The 24,030-nt window shown below is 62.3% G+C and carries 21 protein-coding genes and 1 tRNA gene; 14 read left to right on the forward strand and 8 right to left on the reverse strand.

All coding sequences use genetic code 11. The features are described 5' to 3' along the window. Positions 1 to 108 precede the first annotated feature (108 nt). Together AC1DPF_RS15065 and AC1DPF_RS15070 are read right to left on the reverse strand one after the other, a co-directional pair. Positions 109 to 909: an undecaprenyl-diphosphate phosphatase gene (locus AC1DPF_RS15065; protein ID WP_477962173.1), complete on the reverse strand. Its 801-nt coding sequence runs from the start codon at positions 907 to 909 to the stop codon at positions 109 to 111. A 5-nt stretch (positions 910 to 914) separates the two neighbouring features. Further along, the gene (locus AC1DPF_RS15070; protein ID WP_477872231.1) at positions 915 to 1,853 is read right to left on the reverse strand and encodes a complex I NDUFA9 subunit family protein; all 939 of its coding nucleotides are present in this window, start codon (positions 1,851 to 1,853) and stop codon (positions 915 to 917) included. A 115-nt stretch (positions 1,854 to 1,968) separates the two neighbouring features. Here AC1DPF_RS15070 and AC1DPF_RS15075 point away from each other — a divergent pair. Further along, positions 1,969 to 2,055: transfer RNA gene (locus AC1DPF_RS15075), tRNA-Leu, on the forward strand. A gap of 87 nt (positions 2,056 to 2,142) precedes the next feature. Continuing rightward, complete coding sequence (locus AC1DPF_RS15080; protein ID WP_477867058.1) at positions 2,143 to 2,649, forward strand: hypothetical protein; 507 nt, start codon at positions 2,143 to 2,145, stop codon at positions 2,647 to 2,649. A 296-nt stretch (positions 2,650 to 2,945) separates the two neighbouring features. Here the strand turns inward: AC1DPF_RS15080 and AC1DPF_RS15085 are convergent, their stop codons facing one another. Together AC1DPF_RS15085 and AC1DPF_RS15090 are read right to left on the reverse strand one after the other, a co-directional pair. Next, positions 2,946 to 3,383, reverse strand: coding sequence for an SDR family oxidoreductase (locus tag AC1DPF_RS15085; RefSeq protein WP_477962175.1), 438 nt, complete (start codon positions 3,381 to 3,383; stop codon positions 2,946 to 2,948). A gap of 345 nt (positions 3,384 to 3,728) precedes the next feature. After that, entirely contained in the window at positions 3,729 to 4,220 is a 492-nt protein-coding gene (locus AC1DPF_RS15090) for a MarR family winged helix-turn-helix transcriptional regulator (RefSeq protein WP_477867062.1), read from the reverse strand. 148 nt (positions 4,221 to 4,368) lie between these two features. Between AC1DPF_RS15090 and AC1DPF_RS15095 the strand changes: the two genes are divergently transcribed. The 8 genes from AC1DPF_RS15095 to AC1DPF_RS15130 all read left to right on the forward strand — a co-directional run bounded on the left by AC1DPF_RS15095 (position 4,369) and on the right by AC1DPF_RS15130 (position 17,968). Continuing rightward, entirely contained in the window at positions 4,369 to 5,784 is a 1,416-nt protein-coding gene (locus tag AC1DPF_RS15095; RefSeq protein ID WP_477962177.1) for a hypothetical protein, read from the forward strand. 7 nt (positions 5,785 to 5,791) lie between these two features. Next, positions 5,792 to 7,240: an acyl-CoA reductase gene (locus AC1DPF_RS15100; RefSeq protein ID WP_477867066.1), complete on the forward strand. Its 1,449-nt coding sequence runs from the start codon at positions 5,792 to 5,794 to the stop codon at positions 7,238 to 7,240. Positions 7,241 to 7,360: 120 nt separating this feature from the next. Then, positions 7,361 to 10,885, forward strand: coding sequence for a thioester reductase domain-containing protein (locus tag AC1DPF_RS15105; RefSeq protein WP_477962179.1), 3,525 nt, complete (start codon positions 7,361 to 7,363; stop codon positions 10,883 to 10,885). Between the two features lie 20 nt (positions 10,886 to 10,905). Beyond that, positions 10,906 to 12,498 (forward strand): flavin-containing monooxygenase, encoded by a 1,593-nt coding sequence (locus AC1DPF_RS15110; protein ID WP_477962181.1) that lies wholly within the window; start codon positions 10,906 to 10,908, stop codon positions 12,496 to 12,498. Positions 12,499 to 12,527: 29 nt separating this feature from the next. Next, positions 12,528 to 14,144 (forward strand): GMC family oxidoreductase, encoded by a 1,617-nt coding sequence (locus AC1DPF_RS15115; RefSeq protein WP_477962183.1) that lies wholly within the window; start codon positions 12,528 to 12,530, stop codon positions 14,142 to 14,144. A 667-nt stretch (positions 14,145 to 14,811) separates the two neighbouring features. After that, on the forward strand, positions 14,812 to 16,569 hold the full coding sequence (locus AC1DPF_RS15120; protein ID WP_477962185.1) for a calcium-binding protein: 1,758 nt from the start codon (positions 14,812 to 14,814) through the stop codon (positions 16,567 to 16,569). 65 nt (positions 16,570 to 16,634) lie between these two features. Further along, entirely contained in the window at positions 16,635 to 17,573 is a 939-nt protein-coding gene (locus AC1DPF_RS15125) for a TraB/GumN family protein (RefSeq protein ID WP_477867076.1), read from the forward strand. A 218-nt stretch (positions 17,574 to 17,791) separates the two neighbouring features. Beyond that, positions 17,792 to 17,968 carry a hypothetical protein gene (locus tag AC1DPF_RS15130; RefSeq protein ID WP_477867078.1) on the forward strand — a complete coding sequence of 59 codons (177 nt, stop codon included), beginning with the start codon at positions 17,792 to 17,794 and terminating at the stop codon, positions 17,966 to 17,968. 32 nt (positions 17,969 to 18,000) lie between these two features. On the opposite strand, the gene AC1DPF_RS15135 is transcribed toward AC1DPF_RS15130, so the two are convergent. Beyond that, positions 18,001 to 19,044 carry a glycosyltransferase family 4 protein gene (locus AC1DPF_RS15135; RefSeq protein ID WP_477867080.1) on the reverse strand — a complete coding sequence of 348 codons (1,044 nt, stop codon included), beginning with the start codon at positions 19,042 to 19,044 and terminating at the stop codon, positions 18,001 to 18,003. 107 nt (positions 19,045 to 19,151) lie between these two features. Here AC1DPF_RS15135 and AC1DPF_RS15140 point away from each other — a divergent pair, with 107 nt between their 5' ends. Further along, the gene (locus AC1DPF_RS15140; protein WP_477867082.1) at positions 19,152 to 20,069 is read left to right on the forward strand and encodes a polysaccharide pyruvyl transferase family protein; all 918 of its coding nucleotides are present in this window, start codon (positions 19,152 to 19,154) and stop codon (positions 20,067 to 20,069) included. Next, entirely contained in the window at positions 20,062 to 20,937 is an 876-nt protein-coding gene (locus AC1DPF_RS15145; protein ID WP_477962187.1) for a glycosyltransferase family 2 protein, read from the forward strand. Before AC1DPF_RS15140 ends, AC1DPF_RS15145 begins: the two co-directional genes overlap by 8 nt. A gap of 16 nt (positions 20,938 to 20,953) precedes the next feature. Here AC1DPF_RS15145 and AC1DPF_RS15150 read toward each other — a convergent pair whose 3' ends face one another. Then, positions 20,954 to 21,172 carry a hypothetical protein gene (locus tag AC1DPF_RS15150; RefSeq protein WP_477867086.1) on the reverse strand — a complete coding sequence of 73 codons (219 nt, stop codon included), beginning with the start codon at positions 21,170 to 21,172 and terminating at the stop codon, positions 20,954 to 20,956. A gap of 264 nt (positions 21,173 to 21,436) precedes the next feature. Further along, positions 21,437 to 22,156, reverse strand: coding sequence for a dienelactone hydrolase family protein (locus AC1DPF_RS15155; RefSeq protein WP_477962189.1), 720 nt, complete (start codon positions 22,154 to 22,156; stop codon positions 21,437 to 21,439). Positions 22,157 to 22,447: 291 nt separating this feature from the next. Here AC1DPF_RS15155 and AC1DPF_RS15160 point away from each other — a divergent pair, with 291 nt between their 5' ends. After that, positions 22,448 to 22,711: a hypothetical protein gene (locus AC1DPF_RS15160; protein WP_477962191.1), complete on the forward strand. Its 264-nt coding sequence runs from the start codon at positions 22,448 to 22,450 to the stop codon at positions 22,709 to 22,711. Between the two features lie 129 nt (positions 22,712 to 22,840). Further along, positions 22,841 to 23,536, forward strand: coding sequence for a response regulator transcription factor CtrA (gene ctrA / locus AC1DPF_RS15165; protein ID WP_477867092.1), 696 nt, complete (start codon positions 22,841 to 22,843; stop codon positions 23,534 to 23,536). Between the two features lie 84 nt (positions 23,537 to 23,620). Here the strand turns inward: ctrA and AC1DPF_RS15170 are convergent, their stop codons facing one another. Next, positions 23,621 to 24,010: a nuclear transport factor 2 family protein gene (locus tag AC1DPF_RS15170; RefSeq protein WP_477867094.1), complete on the reverse strand. Its 390-nt coding sequence runs from the start codon at positions 24,008 to 24,010 to the stop codon at positions 23,621 to 23,623. Positions 24,011 to 24,030 lie beyond the last annotated feature (20 nt).

A 24,030-nucleotide genomic window follows, 5' to 3' on the forward strand; every position in this document is an offset into this window, starting at 1 on the left:
ACGTGCTTTTCGCACAATAAGGCAGCACAGCTTACCTATTTTCTGTGGAAATCAACGAAATTGTTGATAGGCAATTTGCTTCGGGCAGTAAATAAGTCCGATTTGGCCCTATCTGACGATAAGCCAGATCAGTGCGACCGAACCGACGACGATGCGATACCAGGCAAAAGGCGCAAAGCCGTGCTTCGTCACCACGTTCAGAAACCAGCGTATGACGAGCATCGCAACAATGAACGACACGACGAAACCGATCGCAATAGCGGTGGCCTGGGCGTCGCCAAGCTCGTGCCGCGCCTTCCACAGCGCGAGGGTGGTGGCGCCGACCATGGTCGGTATCGCGAGAAAGAAGCTGTATTCCGCAGCGGTGCGGCGCTCCACGCCCAGGGTTAGTGCGCCCATGATCGTGGCGCCCGAGCGGCTAACACCCGGGATCATCGACAGGCACTGGATGAACCCGATCCCCAGCGAGGTCCTGAGCGACATGCCCTCGACGCTGTCGCAGCTCGGCTGGCGCACGCTCCGCTCTATGACCAGGATCGCGATGCCGCCCAGGATCAGCGCGACCGCCACCACCATCGGAGTCATCAGCAGCGCCTTGATCGCGCCATAGGCGACCGCGCCGATGACGGCCGACGGCAGAAAGCCGACCAGCACATTGCGCGTGAAGCGGATCGCCGGCGGATCGCGCCGGGCAAGTCCGGCCAGCACCGCCGCGAAGCGATGGCGGTAGAGCACGACGACGGCAAGGATCGCACCGAGCTGGATGACGATATCGAAGGTCTCGGTGCCCTGCGGCACCTGCATGACCTCGCCAGCCAGGATCAGGTGGCCAGTCGAGGACACGGGCAGGAATTCGGTGAGCCCCTCGACAATGCCGAGGAGGATGATCGACAGCAGTGACAGTTCCATCCCGTTCAGGCCACCGACTTGCCGTGGGAGGCGAAGCGCCCATGCTGCCGATACTGGACCAGCCAGGCTGGCGCGACCGCCTCCATCGGCGTGGGCGAGATGCCGAATGCCTCGAAGCCTTTGGCGCCGGGCGAAACGATATTATCCTTCTGCAGCATCCTCCATTGATCGCGGGTGATGGGTGCCCCGGGCAGGACTCCGGCGACGTTGGCCAGGATAGCGCCCACGGCATCCGGCACAGGCAGAAAAGTGGGATTTCGACCGGTTGCCTGTGCGAGCCAGACATTGAGTTCGGCCATCGTCATCACCTGCGGTCCGCCCAGTTCATAGGTCTTGCCGGCATGCGCTGCGGGATCCATCGCGGCCGCTGCGATCGCCCGCGCGACATCGACAACCCACACCGGCTGGAACTTCGCCTCGCCCCGCAGCACCGGAACGAACGGCAGGCGCTGCATGGCGGCAAATCGATTGAGAAAGGAGTCTTCCTGCCCGAACACCACCGATGGCCGGACGATCGTCGCGGCCGGGAAAGCCGCACGCACGGCGCTCTCGCCCTGCCCTTTGCTCCGACCATAGGCCGATGGGGATTCGGGATCGGCGCCGATCGCCGATATGTGAACCAGCGTATCGGCGCCCGCGGCCTGCGCGGCAGCCGCGACATTGGCCGCACCCTTGTGTTGAACCGCGTCGAAATCGCCCTTCAGGATGCCGACGAGATTGATGACCGCATCGGCGCCTTCGACCGCTGCCGCAAGCGTGGCCGGCCGAATGACACTGGCCGGCAGGAACTGGGTCTGGCCAAGGCCGCCGAGCGGCTTGAGGAACCATGCGTCGGACGGGTCGCGCTCGGCGATCCGAACGCGGGCGCCGGCCTTCAGCAATTCCTGCGCCACATAGCGGCCGAGGAATCCACCACCGCCGAACAGCGTGACAAGACGGCTCATCGTCATATTCCCTTGATGATCAGATTTGCTCCGCATTGCCTTGCGGGACGGCCGTTGACAAGACGGTTGACAAGCCCTCGACCTCACCGCTATCCGCCCGGCCTCCGCTCCGAATGCCCAGGTGGTGGAATTGGTAGACGCGCTGGCTTCAGGTGCCAGTGGCCGCAAGGCCGTGGAGGTTCGAGTCCTCTCCTGGGCACCACAACTTCTCCTAAGATATTGACTATACTTCGATATCTTAGTTCGAAGAAGTTTCTGGCCCACCTTTTGGTCCACCTTTGCCGATCAGGTGATTTCGTATCCGGAATCAGTTATCAGATGCCAGATGCACAAAACTCCGGAGATCACGCGGCTAATCCACGAGAACTTCTGGATCGTGCTGTCCTTTGCGCTCGCACAGCCGGCCGCAAAGAAGCTTATGGGCGACCGCTTCTATGGTGAATGGCAATACCTTCACCAGACGATCGACGAATACGCCGAGAGGCGCGCCGATCGCGCCTTGCTTGAACTGGGCGTACAGTTGCGAGTGCTCGACGACGCATACCAACTCAATGCCGACTATCTTAGCCAGACACCGCAAACGCCATTCGGGACAGTGACGCAGAAGGATGGCTCGACCACCGATCTCCGGTTCCGCGACATGACGAACAAGATCGTCCATGCCGCGAGCTTCGAATGGGCACTTGGGTCAGATGATCCGTTCGTGATCTGCCATCCTCATGACCGCGACCGATGGCTTCGCGCCGATGTTCGTCTCCAGGCGCTCATGGCGTTTGTCGGTCAGTTGATGTTGTAACTGTCCCCAGCCTCGCCTCCCCCAGCCCACCTTCTAGTCCACCTTTTGATCCGAGATGTAGTAAGCAGGCAGGAAGAGGTATGAGCTAACCCCCTGACCCTACTTCAGTAACTTAGGGTCAGCATGGCACGATATGAGCAGGTTCAGGGGTCCAAATTTGCGCCTCTCCTGGGCACCATTTTGTTCTTCCGGGGGCACCTGGAATCGCTCAGCAAGTGGCTGATTTTCCAGCATTTTCTTAGAGAGAATCGCCGATTGGAACCCGGGCTCATCCGCCCGGAACCATCGGCATACCATCAGCTTTGATGGTGTTTTTGGTGGGAGCGGCCGTGCCATGCGGCCCGCCGGAACGCCTGGTTCAGCACATGCCGCCGTTGGCGCGAATGACCTGGCCGTTGATCCAGCCGCCTTCCTGACCCGCGAGGAAGGTGACGACGCGCCGCGTTGACGGTGACCGAGCGGCCACGCAGCTCTTGCGCCAGAACCTGCGTGAGGCTTTCGACCGCCGCCTTGGTGGCGATATAGACGCCGTAGGTGGGCAGGCACACCCCGACCAAGCTGGTCGAGACATTGATGATCCGGCCGCCCTTGCGCACGCGCCGGGCCGCCTCGCGGCATATGTTGAAGGTGCCCTTCAGGTTGATGGCAATGCTCTGGTCGAAGGTGGCATCATATGGCGCGCCGGAAAGACCGGAAGAGGTGGCGCATGGCCACCAGGCTTTGTTGATCCGCAACGATGCGACCGGGCGGCCTTTTGAGTGGGAGTTCCAGCGGGGGGAGGAAAGGGTCCCGGTTGCCCCCAGCGGCAGGCTGCTTGTGAATGACACAGGGTCTTTGCTGGGCGCATGCCTGGGGGGCGCCGGCATTGCGCAATAGGTCTGTGCGCGCCCGATCATTGCCGAGGGGCGGCTTATCCACCTCTTGCCAGAATGGTCGGATGAGACCTTCCCGCTCTATGCCTATCACCACGGCGCCAGTATCATGCCGGCAAAAATCACGGCTTTCCTCGATTTCGTGCGTGAAATTGCGCGGTAACACCTTGAATGCCGCCGCCAGCGCTGTTGATCAGCGATTAGAAATCAATGACTTGCTGTCCGATCATCCGCCAGCAAAGGTATACTGTCCACTATGTCGTCGGAAAACGTGTCAAGCACGTCTCGTATCGCCCGCAACTCGTAAATCGCCAGGCGAAAATTTATATTACCTAAGCTGTTACGAAACATCAGACGTCTCGTTTCCCAATGAGCGACACCTTCGGCCGTAAGCTTAATGATGTAGCCCCGCTTGTCCGCCGCGTTCGGCTCAAGGGTCACCCAACCGCGATCCTCGAACTGCCGGGCCAGCTTCACCACGAACTGGCGCGATACCCTGCGAAAGCGCGCGATTTCCGTGATGCTATGCGGTCCGTGCAGATAGAGGAGGTTCAGGACCTCGGTCACATTGCTTCCATACTCATGGAAAAATCCTACGTGGTCGCCGAAATCCTTGAGCGCGAAATAGGCGCGGCTGATCGAGCGGGTCAGTTCAACCAGCTCATCCGCGATTTCGTCATCAGGCGATCGCTCGCTCATGCATGCTCCACAGCCTCATCAAATGCCTAGCCGATGACGCGCGTCGCCGTTGTCGGCAAGCCCAAATCGCGCAAAGGAGTTGACAACCTGGTTGTCATATGAGAGACGACAGGCACTAGTTTATAGCATTAGGTATAGGAGAAGGGTCTTGGCCAAAGTGGGCACGTCGCGTCCCGTCGATCCGTCGCGTTTTCCCGAACATCCGGAGGAAATGGTTTGGCAAAAGAGCGCTACCAGCCTCACCATGGACCCTAAGGAAGTTGAGCGGATCCAGCTCGCAGGTCTGCGCAAGCGATTCGCCGAGTTGCGGCCGAAGATCCCGGCGCTCGACAGCCTGGCGACCGAGCAGGGCATCGATCAGATCGAGACGCTGAACGACGCGGCGGCGCTGCTGTTCAAGCATTCGATCTACAAATCCTATCCTATGTCGCTGATCGAGAAGAATCGCTTCGACCGGCTCACCGCCTGGCTGGCCAAGCTCACGACGTGCGACCTGTCGGGCGTGAAGACGGAGGGGGTCGAGTCGATCGACGACTGGCTCGACGCCGTGCGGCGCGACGCGGGCGTGCGCGTCATGCATACGACCGGCACCAGCGGAAAGCTGTCCTTCCTTCCCCGCGGTCCGGCGGAAGCTGCGCGGCAGGTCCGCTACACCTATCTGCCGATCACGCGGGACGGTGAGGAAGACCCCGCCGATCTGGACCAGATGCCGATGATCCTGATCGGCTATCGCCACATGTACAACGCCTATGGCGCGATGATCGATTCGATCGTGGACGAACTCTACGATGGTGACGAATCGATGCTGAACCCGCTCTATCCGGGGCGGATGAGCGCCGACATGGTGTCGCTCGGCGGTCGTCTTTCGGCGGCCGAAGACCGGGGCGACCGCTCCACCATCTCGCCCTCGCTCCTCGCCCGGCGCGAGAAGTTCATCGAGGACCAGAAGCAGGCGCCCGCCCAGCGCAGGGCGTTCTACGACAAGGTCTTTGACACGCTGCGCGGCAAGCGCATCATGATGGCCGCCAACTGGATCATGCTCTACGAGATGATGGAGGCCGGGCGTGAGCGTGGACTGACCGCTGTTTTCGCGCCAGAAAGCCGCATCACCGTTTCTGGCGGCACCAAGGGCAAGACGCTGCCGGAAGGCTATCAGGAGGAAATCCGCGAGTTCCTCGGCGTGCCGCGTTTCTTCGAAGGCTATGGCATGAGCGAGATGTCGACGCTGATGCCACAATGTTCAGAGGGCAAGTTCCACGCGCTGCCGTGGATGATCGTCTACCTGCTCGATCCCGAGACGGGTCAGCCCTTCCCGCGTAACGGCACTCACACCGGCCGTTTTGGGGTGATTGATCTGGCGCAGGAAAGCCGCTGGGGCGGCGTGCTGAGTGGCGATGAGGTGACGATGACGTTCGGCCCCTGCAAATGCGGCAAGTCCGGCCCCTTCATCGAGCCGATGATCCGCCGCTTCAGCGAAAAGGAAGGCGGCGACGACAAGATTACCTGCGCCGGCGCGCCCGAAGCGCATGACAAGGCCCTGGCCTTCCTGACCGAGATGGAGTGAGCATATCATGACTGCTACCGGCTATAGTGTGCCGCTTATCATCCGCGGTGAAGTGATCGAGGACGGCGACGTAGAACATGGCGGTCGTGGCGGCGACATAAGCTTCCGCTCGCCTGACGTTCGGCGCTATATCGACCGACTCCCGCTCCGCTCGCCCGGCGCAATGGCGGATCTCTACCGTTTGAGCATGGAGGAGATCCTCGATTTTCTCGGCGCACTCGGCCAGCGGCTGACCTTGGGGCAAAATCGCTGGGTGCAACAGGCGTTCGACATCTCGTGCCGCACCTCGGGACTGGGCGCGGATATCCTGCGAAACATGTATGAAAATATGGGCAGTCTGCTCAATCGCGATTCATTGCGCGAAGTAGCGGAACGGACGATCGGCATCCCCCATCTGGAAGGCTGGGTGGAGACCCGGCTGGATAGCGGTCAACTCGCACGCATCCGTGCCTTTGGCTCGCGCAGCGTGCACATCGTCGCCGGCAACGCGCCGGGCACTTCCGTCACGACGATCGCCCGCAATGCGCTCACGCGCGGTGATGCGATCATCAAGACGCCCAGCAACGACCCGCTGACCGCGTCGGCCGTCGCCCGCACGATGATTGAAATGGCGCCAGATCATCCGCTCACCAAGCATATCAGCGTGGCCTACTGGAAGGGCGGCGACACCGAGGTTGAGGAAGATCTTTACCAGTCCGCCAACATCGAGAAGATCGTCGCCTGGGGGGGCATGGCGTCGATCAAGCATATCGCCAAATATATCGGACCGGGTGTCGAGCTCGTCTCGCTCGATCCCAAGCTGAGCTCAACCATCATCGGGCGTGAGGCATTCGCAGACGAGGCAACTGAAGCGGCGGTAGCCCAGTTGCTGGCGATCGATGCCGGCGGGCTGAACCAAGAAGCATGCGTCAATGCTCGGGTCGTCTATGTGCAGTCCGGCACCGATGCGGCCGGCATCGCCCGGCTGAACCGCTTCGGCGAACGGCTATACGAAACTGTGCAGGCGCTTCCGTCGACGTTGAGCAGTCCGGCAGTGCGCATCGATGCCGCGCTGGCGGATGAGATCGAAGCGCTGAAACTTGGCGGCGACGAATGGTATAAGGTCATCGGCGGCGGACGGAACGGCGCGGTAATAGTGTCGCAGGACAGTGAGCCGGTGGATTTCGCGCGCATGCTTGCAAACCGCGTCATCAACCTTGTGCCGGTGGATGATGTCGACACGCCGGTTCGCGCGGTAACGAGCTATACCCAGACGATCGGCATCTACCCCGAAAGCTTGAAGCGCGAACTACGAGACCGACTGGCGCTGCAGGGCGCACAGCGGCTCGTGACGCTTGGCAGCGCATTGGGCATGGCGAACCACGGCATTCAGGATGCGATCGAACCGATGCGCCGCATGTGCCGCTGGATCGTCGAAGAGGAGACGGAACTGCCCTCCCCCAAGCAGGCGGCGTGACCGCTAGGCTGACATGGAAAGCGCAGGCGGCAATTGCAGGACAGCAACGGCCGGTAATCACCAAGAACTGAGTGCTTCACAAATGTGCCGGCTTCAGCAAGCCGTATGGGAGAAGAGAGGATGAGCGCAGAAACGAGCGAACTGGCGGACCGGGAAGCTCCTCAGGGTGAGAGAGCGCCGGTTGATGAGCAGCTCCTTGCCATCCAGCCTGACGATCGCGTCACAGCTGCCCTCCTCCAGCCAGGGCTTTCGCTTCGGCAAGCCTATTCGCTCCTTTTCGATGCTTACGCCTCTCATCCCGCGCTGGGCGAGCGGGCCTGGCGCGTGGCGGAGACCAAAGAGGCCACGCGGGTGCGTGAGTACCTCGATGCGTTCTCCACGATCAGTTATGCTGAACTTGGGCAAAGGGTGACGGGGCTTGCCACGGCCTGGCGATGGCACGAAAAGCACCTTGTCCGGCCGGGCGAATTCATTGCGCTGTTCGGGCAACCGGGAGTTGATATAACCACCGGCATACTCGCGGCAATCTTCGCCCAGGCGGTGCACGTTCCCCTTCTGGCGTCACAAGCGGCGGACGACACCCGGACGATTCTGGACGAGGTGGCGCCGGCGGCGATGCTGGTCGACATCCGCGATGTGGAGCGGATGGTCCCCTTCGCCCTGGCCACGCCCTCGCTGCGAAGTTTCGTGGTGCTGTCGGCTGATCCCCGCATCGACGAGGATTCAGCTATTCTTGAGCGCGCACGCAAGGCTCTGGCCGTTGCCAGCCACGCAATCTCGCTCGCCACCATCGACGAACTGATCGCCTTTGGGCGGGAGAGGACATTCGAACCGCTTCCGGCGGATCCTGCAGGTGCGGATGCCATGCTGGCGATCCTCTATACCTCGGGCAGTACGGGCAGGCCCAAGGGCGCGATTTACAGCGAGGCGATCGTGCGCCTGCCGATCCTCCAGGTGGAAAAGGCGCAGGCCAATATCGCGCTTGTTTTCGCGGGAATGAACCACTCCCTCGGTTACTCGCAGGTGTTCCGTACCCTCGCTCAGGGCGGGACCGCGCTCTTTACCCTCAAGAGCGACATGTCTTCACTGTTCGACGACCTACGGATCAGCCGGCCTACCCACCTCAACCTATTCCCGCGCGTGATCGAGCAGATCTATCAGTATTTCCTTGGCGAGGTCCTGCACCGCGTCAGCAGGGGCCAGGATCGGGCCGAAGCGGAGGCCGAAGTTCGCCAGGCCATGGCAAAGACGTTCCTTGGCGACCGCCTGGTCTTTGCCGTGGTCGGCGGCGCCCCGATATCGCGAGAGCTTCGCCAATTCTTCATGGATACGTTCAGCGTTCCGCTATGCGTAGGCTATGGTTCGACCGAAACCTCGGGCGTGACCTTCGACGGCCGGCTCGACCGCCGCTTCGTCACCGATTTCGAGCTGCGCGACGTGCCGGAGCTCGGCTATTCAAACGCCGACCGCCCTTGGCCGCGCGGCGAACTGGCGGTCAAGACGCGCAGCGCCATTCCCGGCTATTACAAGGACGCCAAGGCCACGGCCGGGATCCGCGATGAGAACGGCTGGATCCTGACCGGCGATGTGTTCGAGCTTCGCGACGGCGAGGAACTGGTCTGGATCGACCGGCGGAACAACGTGCTCAAACTTTCACAGGGCGAATATGTCGCGCTGAGCCAGTTGGAGATCGAATACGCCGGGTCGGTTCCCTGGATCAGGCAGATCTACCTCTATGGCACCTCGTTCCGGCCCAATTTGGTCGCAGTGATCGTGCCGGATCGCGAGCTCGCGGCCGAGCGGCTAGGGCATGCCCCTGACGAGATGGAACTGCGCAGCCTGCTTCACGCCGGCCTGGCCGAGGCCGCGCGCAAGGCCGGTCTGCGCAAGTTCGAAATCCCGCGCGACTTCATCATCGAAGATGAACCATTCACCATCGAAAGCGGTCTCCTGTCGACCATTCGCAAACCGCTCAGGGCCGCATTCAACCGCAAGTACCAGGAACGCCTGGAATCGCTCTACGATGGCATTGCGGCGCGACAGCGCGAAGAGGTGCTGATGCTGCGCAACCCGGACTCGGGCCTGACGATCGAGGATCGCATCGCGCTGGCTTTGCGTGCGACCTTGGGGCGTGACGACATCGACCTGTCGGGTGACCCCAGTTTTCTTGACCTTGGCGGCGATTCCTTCGACGCCATCACCCTTTCCATGCTGCTGGAAGATGTCTTCGGAACCGCCATTTCCGCTGGCGCCATCCTCAGCCCGAGTGGCGGCCCGCGGCGCTGGGTCGAAATGCTTCGCGGCGGTCAGGAGCAGCACGGCCTGACCTTCGCCGATGTCCATGGAAAAGATGCGCAGGAACTTGACAGCGCGGACCTCGATCCTGCGCGCCTGCTGCCGGAGGACATGAGCAGGAGCACGAGCCCTGCGGGGGATCCCGCTTTAGCGCGCGTAGTTTTGGTGACCGGCGCCAATGGGTTTCTGGGCCGTTTCGTCACGCTCGAATGGTTGGAGCGGCTCGCCCACGTTGGCGGCAAGGTGATCGCCCTCGTCCGAGGTGCAGACAAGGCGGATGCGCAACGCCGGCTCGAAGATACGTATGGCACGGATGACGCCGAACTCACGAACCGATTCCGCGAGCTTGCGGCCGATCATCTTGAGGTCGTCGCGGCCGATCTCGGTGAGCCGGGCCTCGGCATCGATGCTGCCGTGTTCAACGATCTTGCCCAGCGGGTTGACAGGATCGTCCACGTTGGCGCGCTGGTCAATCACCGGATGTCCTACAAGGACCTGTTCGAACCGAATGTGAAGGGAACTCTTACACTTATCCAGCTGGCGCTCACCGGACGGATGAAACCGATCGACTTCGTCTCCTCCCGGGCGGTTTCGGAATTGCCCGGCGCCAGCGGGATTGAACTGGAAACGGCCGATATACGCACCGCTCTGCCCCGGATTGCGCCCGGCGATGACTATGCTTCCGGCTACGCCGCCAGCAAATGGGCCGGCGAGGTCCTGCTGCGCCATGCGCACGAGCAGTTCGGACTGCCGGTCAATGTGTTCCGGTGCGGGATGCTGATGGCGCATCGCAAATTCGCCGGGCAGATCAACGTCCCGGACCTGTTCATCCGCCTTCTCGGCAGTCTCGTGCTGGCGGGAGTACGCCCTCCTTCATTCTATCGCGATGCAGCCAACCCCTCGGGGTTCGAAGGTCTGCCGGTAGACCATGTCGCCCACGCAATGGTCGATCTCGCACTTACCGGCGAGCAGGGCTATCGCAGCTTCGACGTCGCCCCGACGGTGGAGACCGGATCGGCCTCGCTCGACCACATCGCCGACTGGATCGAATCTGCCGGCTATGCCCTCGATCGGGCAAACAGCCATTCGGAATGGCTGGCGCAGCTTGAAGCACGCTTGGAGCGCCTGCCAACTCAGGCTCGTCAGTCCAGCGTCCTGCCGATCCTCTCTGCCTTCGCCATGCCCATGGCCCGGAACCCGGTCCGTGCGGGAGGTGCCTTCGCCCACGCACTGCGGACCGGCGGCAGCGAAGCGCCGCCGGCTCTGACGGAGGCGTACCTGCACAAGCATCTCACCGACATGCGGCAGCACGGCCTTATCTCACCGGCTTCCAAAGGATGTGTCCAATGACGAATGAAGTAGACGCCATCGTGGTCGGTGCCGGCTTTGCCGGACTGTACATGCTGCACAGCCTGCGGGAGAAGGGCCTTTCGGCCAAGCTGATCGAGACCGGCAAGGACGTGGGCGGCGCATGGTACTGGAACCGCTATCCGGGTTTGGGCTGCGACGTGGAATCGGTCGATTACCAGTATCAGTTTTCTGACGAGATCGAACGCGGGTGGGAATGGCCGGACCGCTATTCCAGAGGACCAGTGATCCAGAAGTATCTGTCCTATGTCGCCGACACACTGGATCTGCGCCGCGACATCCTGTTCGAGACGACAGCCAAGGCGGCTACTTTCGAAGAGGGCACGCAAACCTGGTTGGTCCAGACCGATCGCGACGACACTTTCCGCGCCAGCTACTTCATTCTTGCGGTGGGGCCGCTGACTTCGGTCAATACGCCCTCCTTTGCAGGCATGGAAGAATTCCAGGGCCGGCTGTTCCACACCGCCCGATGGCCAGAAGAGCCGGTCGACTTTGCCGGTCGTCGGGTGGGAATCATCGGCACAGGCTCATCGGGTGTGCAAAGCATCCCGGTCATAGCCCAGCAGGCAGCCAGCCTGACGGTTTTCCAGCGAACCCCGGCTTTCAGCCTGCCGGCCGAAAACCGCTCTCTCTCGGCAGAGGAGATCCAGCAGAAGCACGAGCGATTCGCCAAGGACCGCGAGGTGCGCCGCGCCTCTCCGGGTGGATTGAGCTGGATGCTGAGCTCGCGTAGCGCGCTTGAAGTCAGTGAGGAAGAGCGCGAGGCCGAGTTCGAGCGCTGCTGGACCCTGGGTGGCTTCGCCTTCCTGCAGTCTTTCCGTGACATCTTGCTTAGCCAGGAGGCGAACGATCTTGCCGCCGACTTCGTCAAACGCAAGATCCGGGCCAAGGTGAACGATCCGGAGACTGCCGCTGTCCTGACCTCGCAGACATATCCGATCGGCGCCAAGCGGCCGTGCCTCGACATCAATTACTATGAAACCTTCAATCTGCCGCACGTGAAGCTGGTGGACCTCAGGAAGACTCCGCTTGAACGGTTCTGCGCCGAAGGTATCGCCGCCGGCGGCGAACTCCATGCCTTCGACGACATCGTGCTGGCGACCGGGTTCGACGCCGTGACCGGCGCCGTGCTAAAGCTGCAGATCACAGGCAAGGATGGTCTCTCGTTGCGCGATGTGTGGTCCTCGGGGCCGCAAACCTACCTCGGCGTCGGGATTGCTGGTTTCCCCAACCTGTTCATGATCGACGGCGCGCAGAGCCCATCGATCATGGTCAACGCTCCCTTGGCGATCGAGCAGAACGTCGAATGKGTCAGCGATTGCATCGAACACATGCGCCGGAATGGTTACACCTCGATCGAGGCCACCGAAGAGGCGCAGAGTGACTGGGTGACCCACGTCGGGGAGGTGGCAAATTACACGCTGATGACCAAGGCCGATTCCTGGGCCATGGGTGCCAATATCCCCGGCAAACCGCGGGTCTATTCCTTCTATCTCGCCGGTCTCGATGTCTATCGTAACAAGTGCGCGGCGGTGGCGGCGGGTGGCTACGAAGGTTTCCGCCTGGAGAAGAAGGTGGGCGCGATCGCCGCCTGATGGCTTTACAGGACGCACGGGAAAACGACATGGAGTTCGACTATATCATAGTCGGCGCGGGATCGGCAGGCTGTGTCGTGGCCAACCGTCTCAGTGCGCGAGCGGGCAACCGCGTCCTGCTGATCGAGGCGGGGGGCGATGATCGTCCGTTCCACAATCCCCGGCAATTCGTCCTGAACAGCCTGATCCACATTCCCGCCGGATACCGCTATACGGTGGAGGCCCCGCCGCTTAGCTGGAAATACAACTCGGAGTTGGGCGGGATTAATGCGGGCCGAACTGCGCCGTTTCCGCGCGGGCGCGTGCTCGGCGGCTGCTCTTCCATCAATGGCATGATCTATGTGCGCGGACAGGCGGCAGACTACGACCTTTGGTCGCAGCTTGGCTGCAGCGGATGGGGCTGGAGCGATGTCCTGCCTCTGTTCAAGCGCAGCGAGGATCAATGCCGGGGCGCCGATGACGCCCATGGCGCCGGTGGCCCTCTCACGGTTTCCGACATTCCCCGCGACTTCGTTTCGGATGCCATTCTCACTGCCGCCTCGCAGGCGGGACACAAGCTGATCGATGACTATAATCGGGGTGACCAGGAGGGATTCTCCTATATCCAGGCCACGCAGCGGCGTGGGCGTCGCCGATCGAGCGCGGTCGCCTATCTTCACCCGATCCTCCGCCGCAAGAACCTCAAGGTGGAGACCGATACTTTGGTGACCGGCATCCTCATTGAGGAGGGCCGGGCGAAGGGGGTGCGCGTTCGCAAGGGCGGCAAGACGCGCGAAATCGCCTGCCGGGGCGAAGTCATTCTTTGCGGAGGAGTGGTCAATTCGCCGCATCTGCTTGAACTGTCTGGCATCGGCGATCCTACGATCCTAGGTGCGGCAGGCATTGAGGTGCGTCACCCCCTGGGCGGCGTGGGCAAGAATCTGCAGGACCATTGGTGCACCATGTTGCGGTTCCGCCTGCGGTCGGGCACGCCGTCGATCAACACGGCAGCACGCGGCATCGGACTCATGGGCGCGGTTGCGAAATATCTTGTTGCCAGGAAGGGCGCGTTATCTGCGCCGCCTGCGTCTGTCATGGGATTTGTCCGCAGCGAGCTATCGCTCGACCTGCCGGACATCCAGATCAATACGGTGGCCGCCTCGGCTGATCCCGCCACGGGCGAAATCGATCGCTTTCCCGGAGTCACCATGGCCGCTTGCCAACTGCGTCCGGAAAGCCGCGGTTCGATCCATGTCACCAGCGCCGACGCAGATCGACAGCCGCGCATCCTGCTCAACTTCCTCGATGCAGCCGAGGACCGCCGGAAGATCACCGCGGGCCTTCGCATCTGCTATGAAATGTCCCGCCAGCCCGCGCTTGCATCCATCATAGAAGGAGCCGCCGGCAGCCAACCGGACGACAATGATGAGGCGTCACTGCTCGAACATGCCCGCACCTTCGGCTACGGCATCTTCCACGGCGTGGGCACTTGCGCGATGGGTATTGGCCAGCATGCCGTCGTCGATCCGCGCTTGCGCGTGCGCGGCATCGCCTGCCTGCGGGTGGCGGACGCCTCGATCATGCCGCGCATCGTTTCAGGGAACACCAACGCCGCCGCGATCATGATCGGTGAAAAGGCGGCGGACCTGATCCTGGCCGACGCTTGATCGGATGCGCTGAGCGGACCGCCGTATACCACTAGCCTGCCCGCTGTCCGGAAAGCCATCCTCGACTATCTCGCTCAGCCGCCATCGTTCGTGCTGCACCACCAAATAATCTGCCAAAGTAGTGCTACGCTGAAGCGACATTGACCGGCGATCCTGTGCGCAGCTATGGCAATCTCAAGACGCTCGTTCGAGCATGTCCTTGTAAGCGCGTTACCCATCATCGCCGATCGCGACGGACCGTACCGGCCGCGCTGAAAATCGCACGTGTGATTCGGGGCATTCTCCTAACACAGATCAGTCTGATCGCTCCATCGGCGCGCGCGAACGCTTGGCCGCCGAAAAGGTTCCCTGTAATCTGAGGTTAATAAAACTTTTCCTAGCGACGGGAGGTGAACCACGGGGGAACAATTAGATGAGTAATCCGACGCGCACGGCCGACTTCGTTGGAAGCATCGGCGTTAATGTCCACATGGCATATAATGACGGTAAGTACGCAGATTACAACACAGTCATTTCGGATCTGAAATATTTAGGCATAAATACTGTTAGGGACCATGCTCCTACCGTTTGGTATCAATCAAAAGCCGATAACGCCATGGCGAGTGCTGGCATAAAGTTCGATTTCTCCACAGCCGGAAATCTTTCGCCCAGCTCGTTCGTTTCTGCGGTGACAACATTCGCACAGGCTCATCCAAGGTCGGTCATCGCGCTGGAGGGCCTCAACGAGATCAACAATTGGCCGGTCAGCTATGGGGGCCTGACCGGCACGTCCGGCGCGCTGAGCTATATGGCGGCATGGACCAAGGCACTGGCCGGCAGCGCCACGCTCAGCAGTATCGACACCTATGGCCTGACCGGTGCCAACCTCGTGCAGAACGTCGATTTCGCGAACATGCACGCCTATCCGAAACAGGGTTTCCAGCCGCTCAATACGCTCCTCAACGCTGTCCGGGACCAGACTTCGGCCATGCCGGGCAAGCCGATTGTCCTGACCGAAGCCGGATATTATACGGCGCCGGCCAGTTCGAACTGGGGCGGCGTCGACCAGCCGACCCAGGCGAAGATGACCCTGAACCTGCTGATGGATGCCACCAAGCTGGGCGTCTCCAAGACCTACCTCTACCAGCTGCTGGATGCCTATCCCGATCCTACGAAGTTGAGCATCGACAAGAATGTCGGCCTGTTCGACATCGCAGGCAATCCGAAGCAGGCAGCGACGGCAATCCACAATCTCACGACGATCCTGGCCGACAACGGCGCCAACGCCTCTACCTTCACGACCCATGCATTGTCGTACACGGTGGCGAACCTGCCGGCGGATGGCGCGGTGCTGGCGATGCAGAAGTCGAACGGCAAGACCGACCTGGTGGCCTGGTCGGAGCCGGACATCTGGGACCAGGTCAATCATCATTCACTGACCGCGGCCGCCAAGACCCTTACCTTCGATTTCGGCGGCAATCACGTCAGCATCGCGGTGTTCGATCCGCTGAAGTCGGCGAGCGCGATCGCCACCTATGCGGACGTCACCTCTGTCAAGGTCAACGTCGTAGACCATCCGGTGATCGTCGAAGTGACCGATATCCCCGACACCGGGATGACGACGACTACAACCACGACCGCCGCCACCAGCACGGCCACTACCGCCAGCACCATAATAGCCTCCAGCTATTCGGTCGACACAGCCTCGACAACGCTGCTGGCATCGCTCGACGCCAGCGGAGCGTCCGCGGCCTACGGCACCTTCTTGTCGACGACCCTGTCCACGACCTATCCCGACTACATCGGGGGCGCAGGGCAGGACCAGGTCTACGGCAACAGCATGGCCAATGTGATCGTCGGCGGCGACGGCAACGACATCCTCTACGGCGGCGGCGGCGACGACAAGATCTATGCCGGTGCCGGCAACGACGTGATGGACGGCGGTGACGGCCACAATATCCTCTATGGCAGCACGGGCAACGACAAGATTTACGGCGGCGCGGCCGGCAGCAAGCTGATCGGCGGCAGCGGCAACGACACGATCGTGGGCGGCGCGGGCAGCGACCTGATCGTCGGCGGCAGCGACGCCGATGTGATGACCGGCAACGGCGGCATCGACACCTTCAGCTTCGCCGCGGGACATTCGGCCGGGCTCTCCAGCAACGACTTCGACCGGATCGTCGACTGGCACTCCGACGACCGGCTGAATGTCGGCCTCATCGCCACCTCTGCCAATTATCGCGAATCCACGGCGACCGACCTTGCCGATGCSCGCGCCGATGCGAACGCCCTGTTCGCAGCCGGCACGGTCAAGCTGGCCGCAGCGCAGGTGGGATCGGACGTGTTCATCTTCGCCGAGACCAATTCCGCCCATGCCGGCTATGATCTGTCGTTCGAACTCAACAACACCAGCCTGTCGGCAGTGAGTTACGCCACCTTCATCTGATGGTGCCGGGCCGGGGGTTGCTCAGTGCCCTCGGCCTCGTAATCCTCTCGCGCAATGCCTACACCATGAAGATGATCTTTTTCCGCCGCGCGCTCGCGTCGCTCCTCGCCCTGTTGCTGGCCATCCCCGCTGCTGCGGCGCCGGCGCTTTGGAAGTTCGGCGATGCCGACACGACCATCTATCTGTTCGGCACCATCCATGCGCTGCCGCCCGGCTATAAGTGGCAGGACGCAAGGATCGGCGATGCGCTCGCAAAGGCCGACACGCTCGTCATCGAGACTGTGATAGACAAGGACCCGCAGGCCATCGCCCGGCTGTTCCCGCCGCCGGACCCCAGCCTGCCGCCGATCCTCGAGCGGGTGCCCGCCAAGAGCCGTCCCGCCTTCGTCCGCGCGGTCGCCGGATCGGGGTTGAGCCAGGCGGCGCTCGATCGCATGCCGACATGGCAGGCCGCGTTCATGATGATGGGCGCGATGATGCGGCATCTCGGCATCCAGCGCGATGCCGGGGTCGAAAACAACATTGCTCCCGCCTTCGAAGTGCCTGCCGCTGCCGGCGGCGTGCCTAGGAAGATCGAGGGGTTGGAGACGGCATCCGCCCAGCTCGCCCTGTTCGCCAATCTCTCCGAAGCCGACCAGCGCGAGCTGCTGGCGAGCATCGTCGACGGGCAGAACGACGCCCGCACCGACTATGCGCGCATGCTCCGCGCCTGGGCCAAGGGCGATGAACCGGCGATCGCCAAGGCCTTTGCCGACGACAAGGATCTCACGCCGCATTTGCGCGAGGTGTTGTTGCGACAGCGCAACGCCAACTGGACCCAGTGGCTTAAGGCGCGGCTCGCCACGCCCGGTACCGTCTTTGTCGCGGTCGGCGCAGGACACCTTGCCGGACCGCTCTCGGTGCAGGCGATGCTGGCCGCCGACGGCATCCCGGTGGAGCGCATCGTGGATCAGCGCCGCCGCCATCGCCCAGTGGCGCATCCCAAGGCGGTCGCGGCCCGCTAAGCGGCTGGAAGAGGACTGATCTCCACGCGTGTGTCGCGCAGCTTCGGCGACCCGTCCGCCGTCGCGAATTAGCCTGGCGCGGACTGCGGAACCTTCGCTGCAAAGAGCCGTTGCAATGAGTCGTCAAGCGTCTCGGCCGGCCCTCCGACCTAGCTGCGTATCAACGTCGATCGCGAGACCGATTGTACGCTGGACTGTGTCCGAAGGATAATGAGGCAATGGCATCTTACAGGTTGCAGATCAGGAATATCGCCCATGGGGGGCAGTATATCGACGCCAAGACCGACGCCGAGGCGCTGGCGATATGCCGTCGCGATCTCAAGGGCCATGATTGGGATCTGCGCTGTGGCGCGCGCAGAGTGGCCGCTGCCCGGTCAGGCCAGCATCCGATCTGACGGTGGGCGCCGCCAGGYGGCTCCCCGCAGCGTCAAAGATCGAGATAGCGGCGCAATATGTCGTCCATCTCCTGCGCCGCGGCATTCCAGGAAAACAGCCGTGCCCGCTCCAGGCTCGCCTCGCTCAGCTCCTGCCGCAACGACGGCTCGGACCACAGGCTGATCATCTGTCGGGCAAGGTCTGCCGGGTCGTCGGCGTCGACATAGATCGCGGCCGAACCGCCCACTTCGGGCAAGCTGGTCAGCGCGGTGGTCACCGAGGGCGTGCCGCACGCCATCGCTTCCAGGATCGGCAATCCGAAACCTTCATAACGGCTAGGGTACAGCAATGCACAAGCACCTCCCAGCAGCGCCGGAAGATCGCCGTCGGGCACAAAACCCGCGCGAAGCACGCTCTTGCCCGAGATCTCTTCTTCGCCGCTGCCGGAAAAAATATGCGTCGCGCCGCCCGATCCGAGCAACAGCAGTTGCACGTCCTCGGGAAGGCGCGCGCGGGCGCTTTGCCAGGCTCGCAACACCAGCGGCAGGTTCTTTCGAGGCTCGATCGTGGAGAGCGTGACGAAATATCGCTGCGGCTGGACGCCATATCGTGTCGCGACGCGTGATATCTGCTCGGCGGTGGAAACGCCGAAGCGGGACGAAACCCCATTCGGGACGACATCGATTGCGCCCGGCGCGATGTCGAGCGCCTCGGCAAGGCGGCGGCGTGAATATTGGGAAACGGTCACCACGCGCCTCACCCGGCGTGCCAATCGCGGCCAAAGGAGTCGATAGGTTTGAACGAAAGCGCGAGAAAACCATTCAGGATGGTCGAACACCACGGCGTCGTGAAACGTCACGACCTGTTCGCGAACAGCAAGAGGACCGGTATTGCATGGACTCCAGAGCGGCTTGCCATGACTGAGCAGTGGCAGCATCGTCTGCTCCCACAGATGGCCGCGCATGCCCGTCGCATGCCGCGTCGGGACATGTTCGACGGTGCGAACACCCAGCCGCTCGATCAATTCCGAGGCGACGCGTTGCACGCCGGTTTGCGGCCCGCGCCTGAAACGCCCGTTAATTCCGAGGCTTGTCATCCCGCTCGTCCTTCCGATCGCCCGCGCAGCGGCCAAAGACGAATAGCGTTTGACCTCATCGTTCGCTACCCGGTAGGCCTGCTGCAGTGCAAGATCAGGAGCGCTCGGTGACGGTCGATCTACCGAAAGACTTCGCTTCTCATATGTCGAATGCCTTCATCCACCCCGATGCGGTCGAGCGGCTTCGGGCACCCTTCGCCAGTCTCGCCGACGCCCTCCTGAAGGCTTCTGCGGGACGCGACGTCTATTTCATGCGCAATGACGGGAATTTCGGCGACGCGCTGATCCACCGTGGAACCGAGGTGTTCCTGGAAGATGTCGGCATCCGCTACACGCTGCTCGATATGGCCTCACGCGGGGCGAAAATCCGCGGCATGCTCCGCGGCGCCGCGGACCATCTTCGATCGCGCGACCGCAGGGCGCTGTTCATCTACAGCGGCGGCGGCGGCTGGGCGGATGTCTGCGATGTCGCCCTGAAGAATGTCCGTCGGCAATTCGCCATAACCAGGGACATGTTCGTGCTGCCGAGCACGATCGAGCGCACCCTTCCCGACCCTTCCCTGCCACTCTTCGTCCGCGACCTGTATCAGAGCCACCGCAATCTGCCGGCGGCGCCGTTCTGCCATGACATGGCCTTCTACCTGGCGCTGGTCGATCCGGACCGGCTGCTCGCGGATCGCAAGCCGCCAACGAAGCGCCTCGGCCTCGTCTTCCGCACCGACAACGAGGCGCGCATCTCGTCGGCGGTCCGGCACCCCGACAATGTCGACATCAGCGCACTCGGCACCACAGGAAGCCCGATCGAAGAGTTCCTGCGCCATCTGGACCAATATGAGCATGTCGTGACCGATCGGCTCCACGCGGCGATCGGCGCGGCGCTGCTCGGCAAGCGTGTGTCGATCGTCACCGGCTCCTATTTCAAGATCGAGGCGATCTACCGATCCTCGATCGAGAATATCTTCCGGAACTGCACGCTGGTGAGCGACGAGGAAGCCGCCGCCCTGATGGAGCAGATGCATGACTGACGCCGATAAACGGCCCGCATTCTCACTCGTCGTCTCGACATTGGGCCGGTGCGAGACAATCCTCGCCCTGCTCGCAAGCCTGCAGGCGCAAAGCTTCCAGGATTTCGAGGTTATCATCATCGATCAGAATGATGACGACCGTCTGGAGGCCGCGCTGGCCGGCAGCCGTTCCAGCCTCAACCTTCGCCACATCCGGACACCGGGTGAGCGGGGCCTGAGCCGCGGACGGAATCGCGGGTGGCGTGCCGCGACCGGCGATCTCGTGCTCTTCCCCGACGACGATTGCTGGTATCCGGCCGACTTCCTGTCGCGGATCGCCGCTTCGATGGCGTCTCCCCACATCGATGTGCTGGCAGGGCGGGCGGCCGATGAAGACGGGCGCAGCATCAACGGGCGATATGCGACCACGCGCCAGGAGATCACGCGGGCCAATATCTGGACCACGCAGATCGAATGGGTGGTCACCTTCCGCCGCGCTGTCCTGGAACAGGTCGGCGGCTATGACGAGGATATCGGCGTCGGCGCGTCCTCGGCCTGGCAGTCCGGCGAGGGGCAGGACATCATGCTGCGCGTGCTGGCAGCTGGCTTTCGATGCGTGTTCGATCCCTCGATCGTCGGCCATCACGCCGAGTTGAACGTCACCGAACCGGATCGGGCGATGTGCAACAAGGGCCGGCAATATGGGCGGGGCATGGGCCATGTGCTCCGCAAGCACCGCTTTGGACTGCTTTCGAAGATGAACTGGCTGATGCGTCCCTTGGCGGGCGCAATCCTGTACCTGCCGCGCAACGCCCGGCGGTCGCATTATTACGCGTCGGTCTGTATCGGCAGAGTGGAGGGAATTGTCGGCAAGACCTACTGCCAATAGGCCTCGAACCCTTCCCTCAGGCTTTGCGTGTACCAGCGCCGTCCGGCGCCGCGTACAGAGCGCTCGCCCGAGTATGCAGCTCGGAGATCTGAGCGACTGTCAGACACACGCGCTCGGATTGCCCATTCTCGAGCGCCTCGGTCAGCACGAACATGCCATCGCCCATATGGTCGGCGATTATGGCGGGCGCATCCGAGTCGAAATGGTCCACGAGATCGAAGCTGGTTTCGGTCATAAGAGTTCCCCCGGAGTCGCGAACGCCCCCGGTCCGCTCGATCCCGCATAATCACCAGCGCGATGATTGAAAATAGGGTAGTGAAAATGAATAGATCCGCGGTCCCGGAATAGCACAATGCGCGGCCTCATCTATAACGCCTCTTCAAGCCAAGCACCCCGCCCCGAAGATTCTCGTGATGCCTATTCAGAAAAAAGGATAGAAAATCGAAACACAGGCGAAACAATTCGCAAATCCCTCCACCCGCGACTTCCCAAGCTCCGCTCATCGGGCCGCCGTAAAGCTATCGTCGAGGAACCCCAGTAGCGCAGCCCATGATTGCCGCTCGGCCAGCGGATCATAGGCCATCCGCGGATCACCAATGGCATCGACGGCTTCATTGGTGAAGCTGTGCAGGGCACGACCATATATGATGAGCTGCCAGTCGGCCGCCGCTGCCGTCATCTCGGTCTGGAAGGTGGCGACATCCTCGGGCGGCACCAGAGGATCGAGCGCTCCTGTGCAGGCCAGGATCCGCGCTGTGATGCCGCCTGCTGCTGCCGGCGAGTCGGTGGTCAGCAGTCCATGGAAACTCGCGACGGCGCGCAGCGGCGCGCCCGAGCGGGCGAGTTCGAGCACCGCAAGCCCGCCGAAGCAATAGCCGATCGCCGCGATGCAATCGGGAGGCAGATCGCTGACATCTGCCAGCGCATCGACGCCCGCCCGGATCCGGCGCAGCAGCAGTGCCGGATCGGCGCGGAAGCGCGCCATGGCCGGCGCGATTTCAGCGTCATCGAGCACCCGCCCGCCGCCATGCAGATCGGCGGCCGCGGCCATATAGCCCAAGCCGGACAGCATGGCGCAGCGCCGCCGCACATTGCCGCCGATTCCGTCGGCCTCGTGGACGACGAGGACCGCACGGCCATTGGCCGCACCGGCAGGCCTGTAAAGCTCCCCGAGCAATTCGGTCTCGTCATCGCAATAGGCGAAAGCCTCGATCGTCATCGGGTCGCACTCCCATCATCGTCGCTAACGCGCGGCCTGCGAGGCGCTCAACGTCCGCGCCGGCGGTTATGTCCCCCGCGCGCACGACCGTGCCGCAGGACTTAACGGACGAACGTGTCGGTGCGACCAACGAGGATGCAACGCGTGCTGCCCTGCCTGTCGCAACGACGGACGATCATGTGGAACCAGATATGGAACCGGCTGTTCTACCCTAGCCGATGCAAGCGCCCCCGCTCTTCGGTGCCGGACCCATCGGCATCCCCCCCGTTGCCGATGGGTCCAACTTGATGCGTGAACGATCGCGGGTTTCCTGACGGCGACGGGCTGTCGGGCAAGCAATCTGACAACCTGGAGAGGTTCAGGGAAGATTCGCAGATGCTTGACTATGAATATTATGCGAGCCGCGCCGAGGTCGAACTGAGACTTGCGATATCGGCGGCCCATCCGGCTGCAGCGCGCGCGCATTACCACCTCGCCGGCTATTACCTCGACAAAGCCTATAGCGAACGGCCGCAGCGGGATCAGTGCCCGCCTGCACATACAATTTTTACTTAGGTAAAAACCGCTAATGGCTTTTAACGCCGGATTAACCTTTTACCTTCATTAACGACGTGGTTAATCACTGGTTCACGGGCGGCACGGGGCACGTCGTTCCCCCGCCAACGCTAGAGCAGGAACAGTCGCATGCGGGTATTGTTGATCGAGGATGACCCCACCACTGCCAAGAGCATCGAGCTCATGCTCGGATCGGAAGGGTTCAACGTCTACACGACCGATCTTGGCGAGGAAGGCCTCGATCTGGGCAAGCTCTATGATTACGATATCATCGCGCTCGACCTGAACCTGCCCGATATGCACGGCTATGACGTGCTCAAGAAGCTCCGCACCGCCAAGGTCCAGACGCCGGTGATGATCCTGTCAGGCATCGGCGAGATGGACTCGAAGGTCCGCGCGCTCGGCTTCGGCGCCGACGATTATGTCACCAAGCCTTTCCACCGCGAGGAACTGGTCGCCCGCATTCATGCGATCGTCCGGCGCTCGAAGGGGCACAGCCAGTCAGTCATCCGCACCGGCAAGCTGGCGGTCAATCTCGATGCCAAGACGGTCGAGGTCGACAGCGCCCGCGTGCACCTGACCGGCAAGGAATATGCGATGCTTGAGCTGCTGTCGCTGCGCAAGGGCACCACGCTGACCAAGGAAATGTTCCTCAATCATCTCTACGGCGGGATGGACGAGCCCGAGCTCAAGATCATCGACGTCTTCATCTGCAAGCTGCGCAAGAAGCTGAGCCTGGCCTGCGGCGGCGACAATTATATCGAAACAGTCTGGGGTCGCGGCTATGTTCTGCGCGATCCTGAAGAGGGTCAGGTCGCGGCCTGAACCCACGAGTTTGCTACAGGGGCAAGGCGAGGCCGCGTTCCGCAAGGAGCGCGGCCTTTTCGCTTTTTTTCATCAAACAGCGCGTCAGCCGAGGGTGAGGTAGATTTCCGCCTCGATCACCCAATCCGCGCCGACCCTCCGCCATTTCGCGCTATAGTCTCCCGATGCCAGGGGCTGGCCGGTTGCAGCGGCGACACGCTCCCACCGGCCGTGTTCGAGTGCGATCGGCTCGACGGCGGACACCACGATCCTGTCCGGCCTCCGGGTGTAGATGGCGCGCTCCGGCGCGGCGAATTCGCGCTTCCACGCCATCAACTGCGCCTTGCGCCCGGAGAGCAGCGCGCTGTCGGTGCCAGCGACGAGGATGACGCTCGGCGCAAGGAACGGCCCGATGGCATTGAGGTCGGCTTCGGCCAGCGCACGGTTGAAGGCGGCGCGACGCAGGCGGATGGCAAGATCGGTCGGAGGAGACATTCGGGGCTTTCGGCGGAGGG

The sequence above is a fragment of the Rhizorhabdus sp. P4_G6 genome (assembly GCF_056401045.1).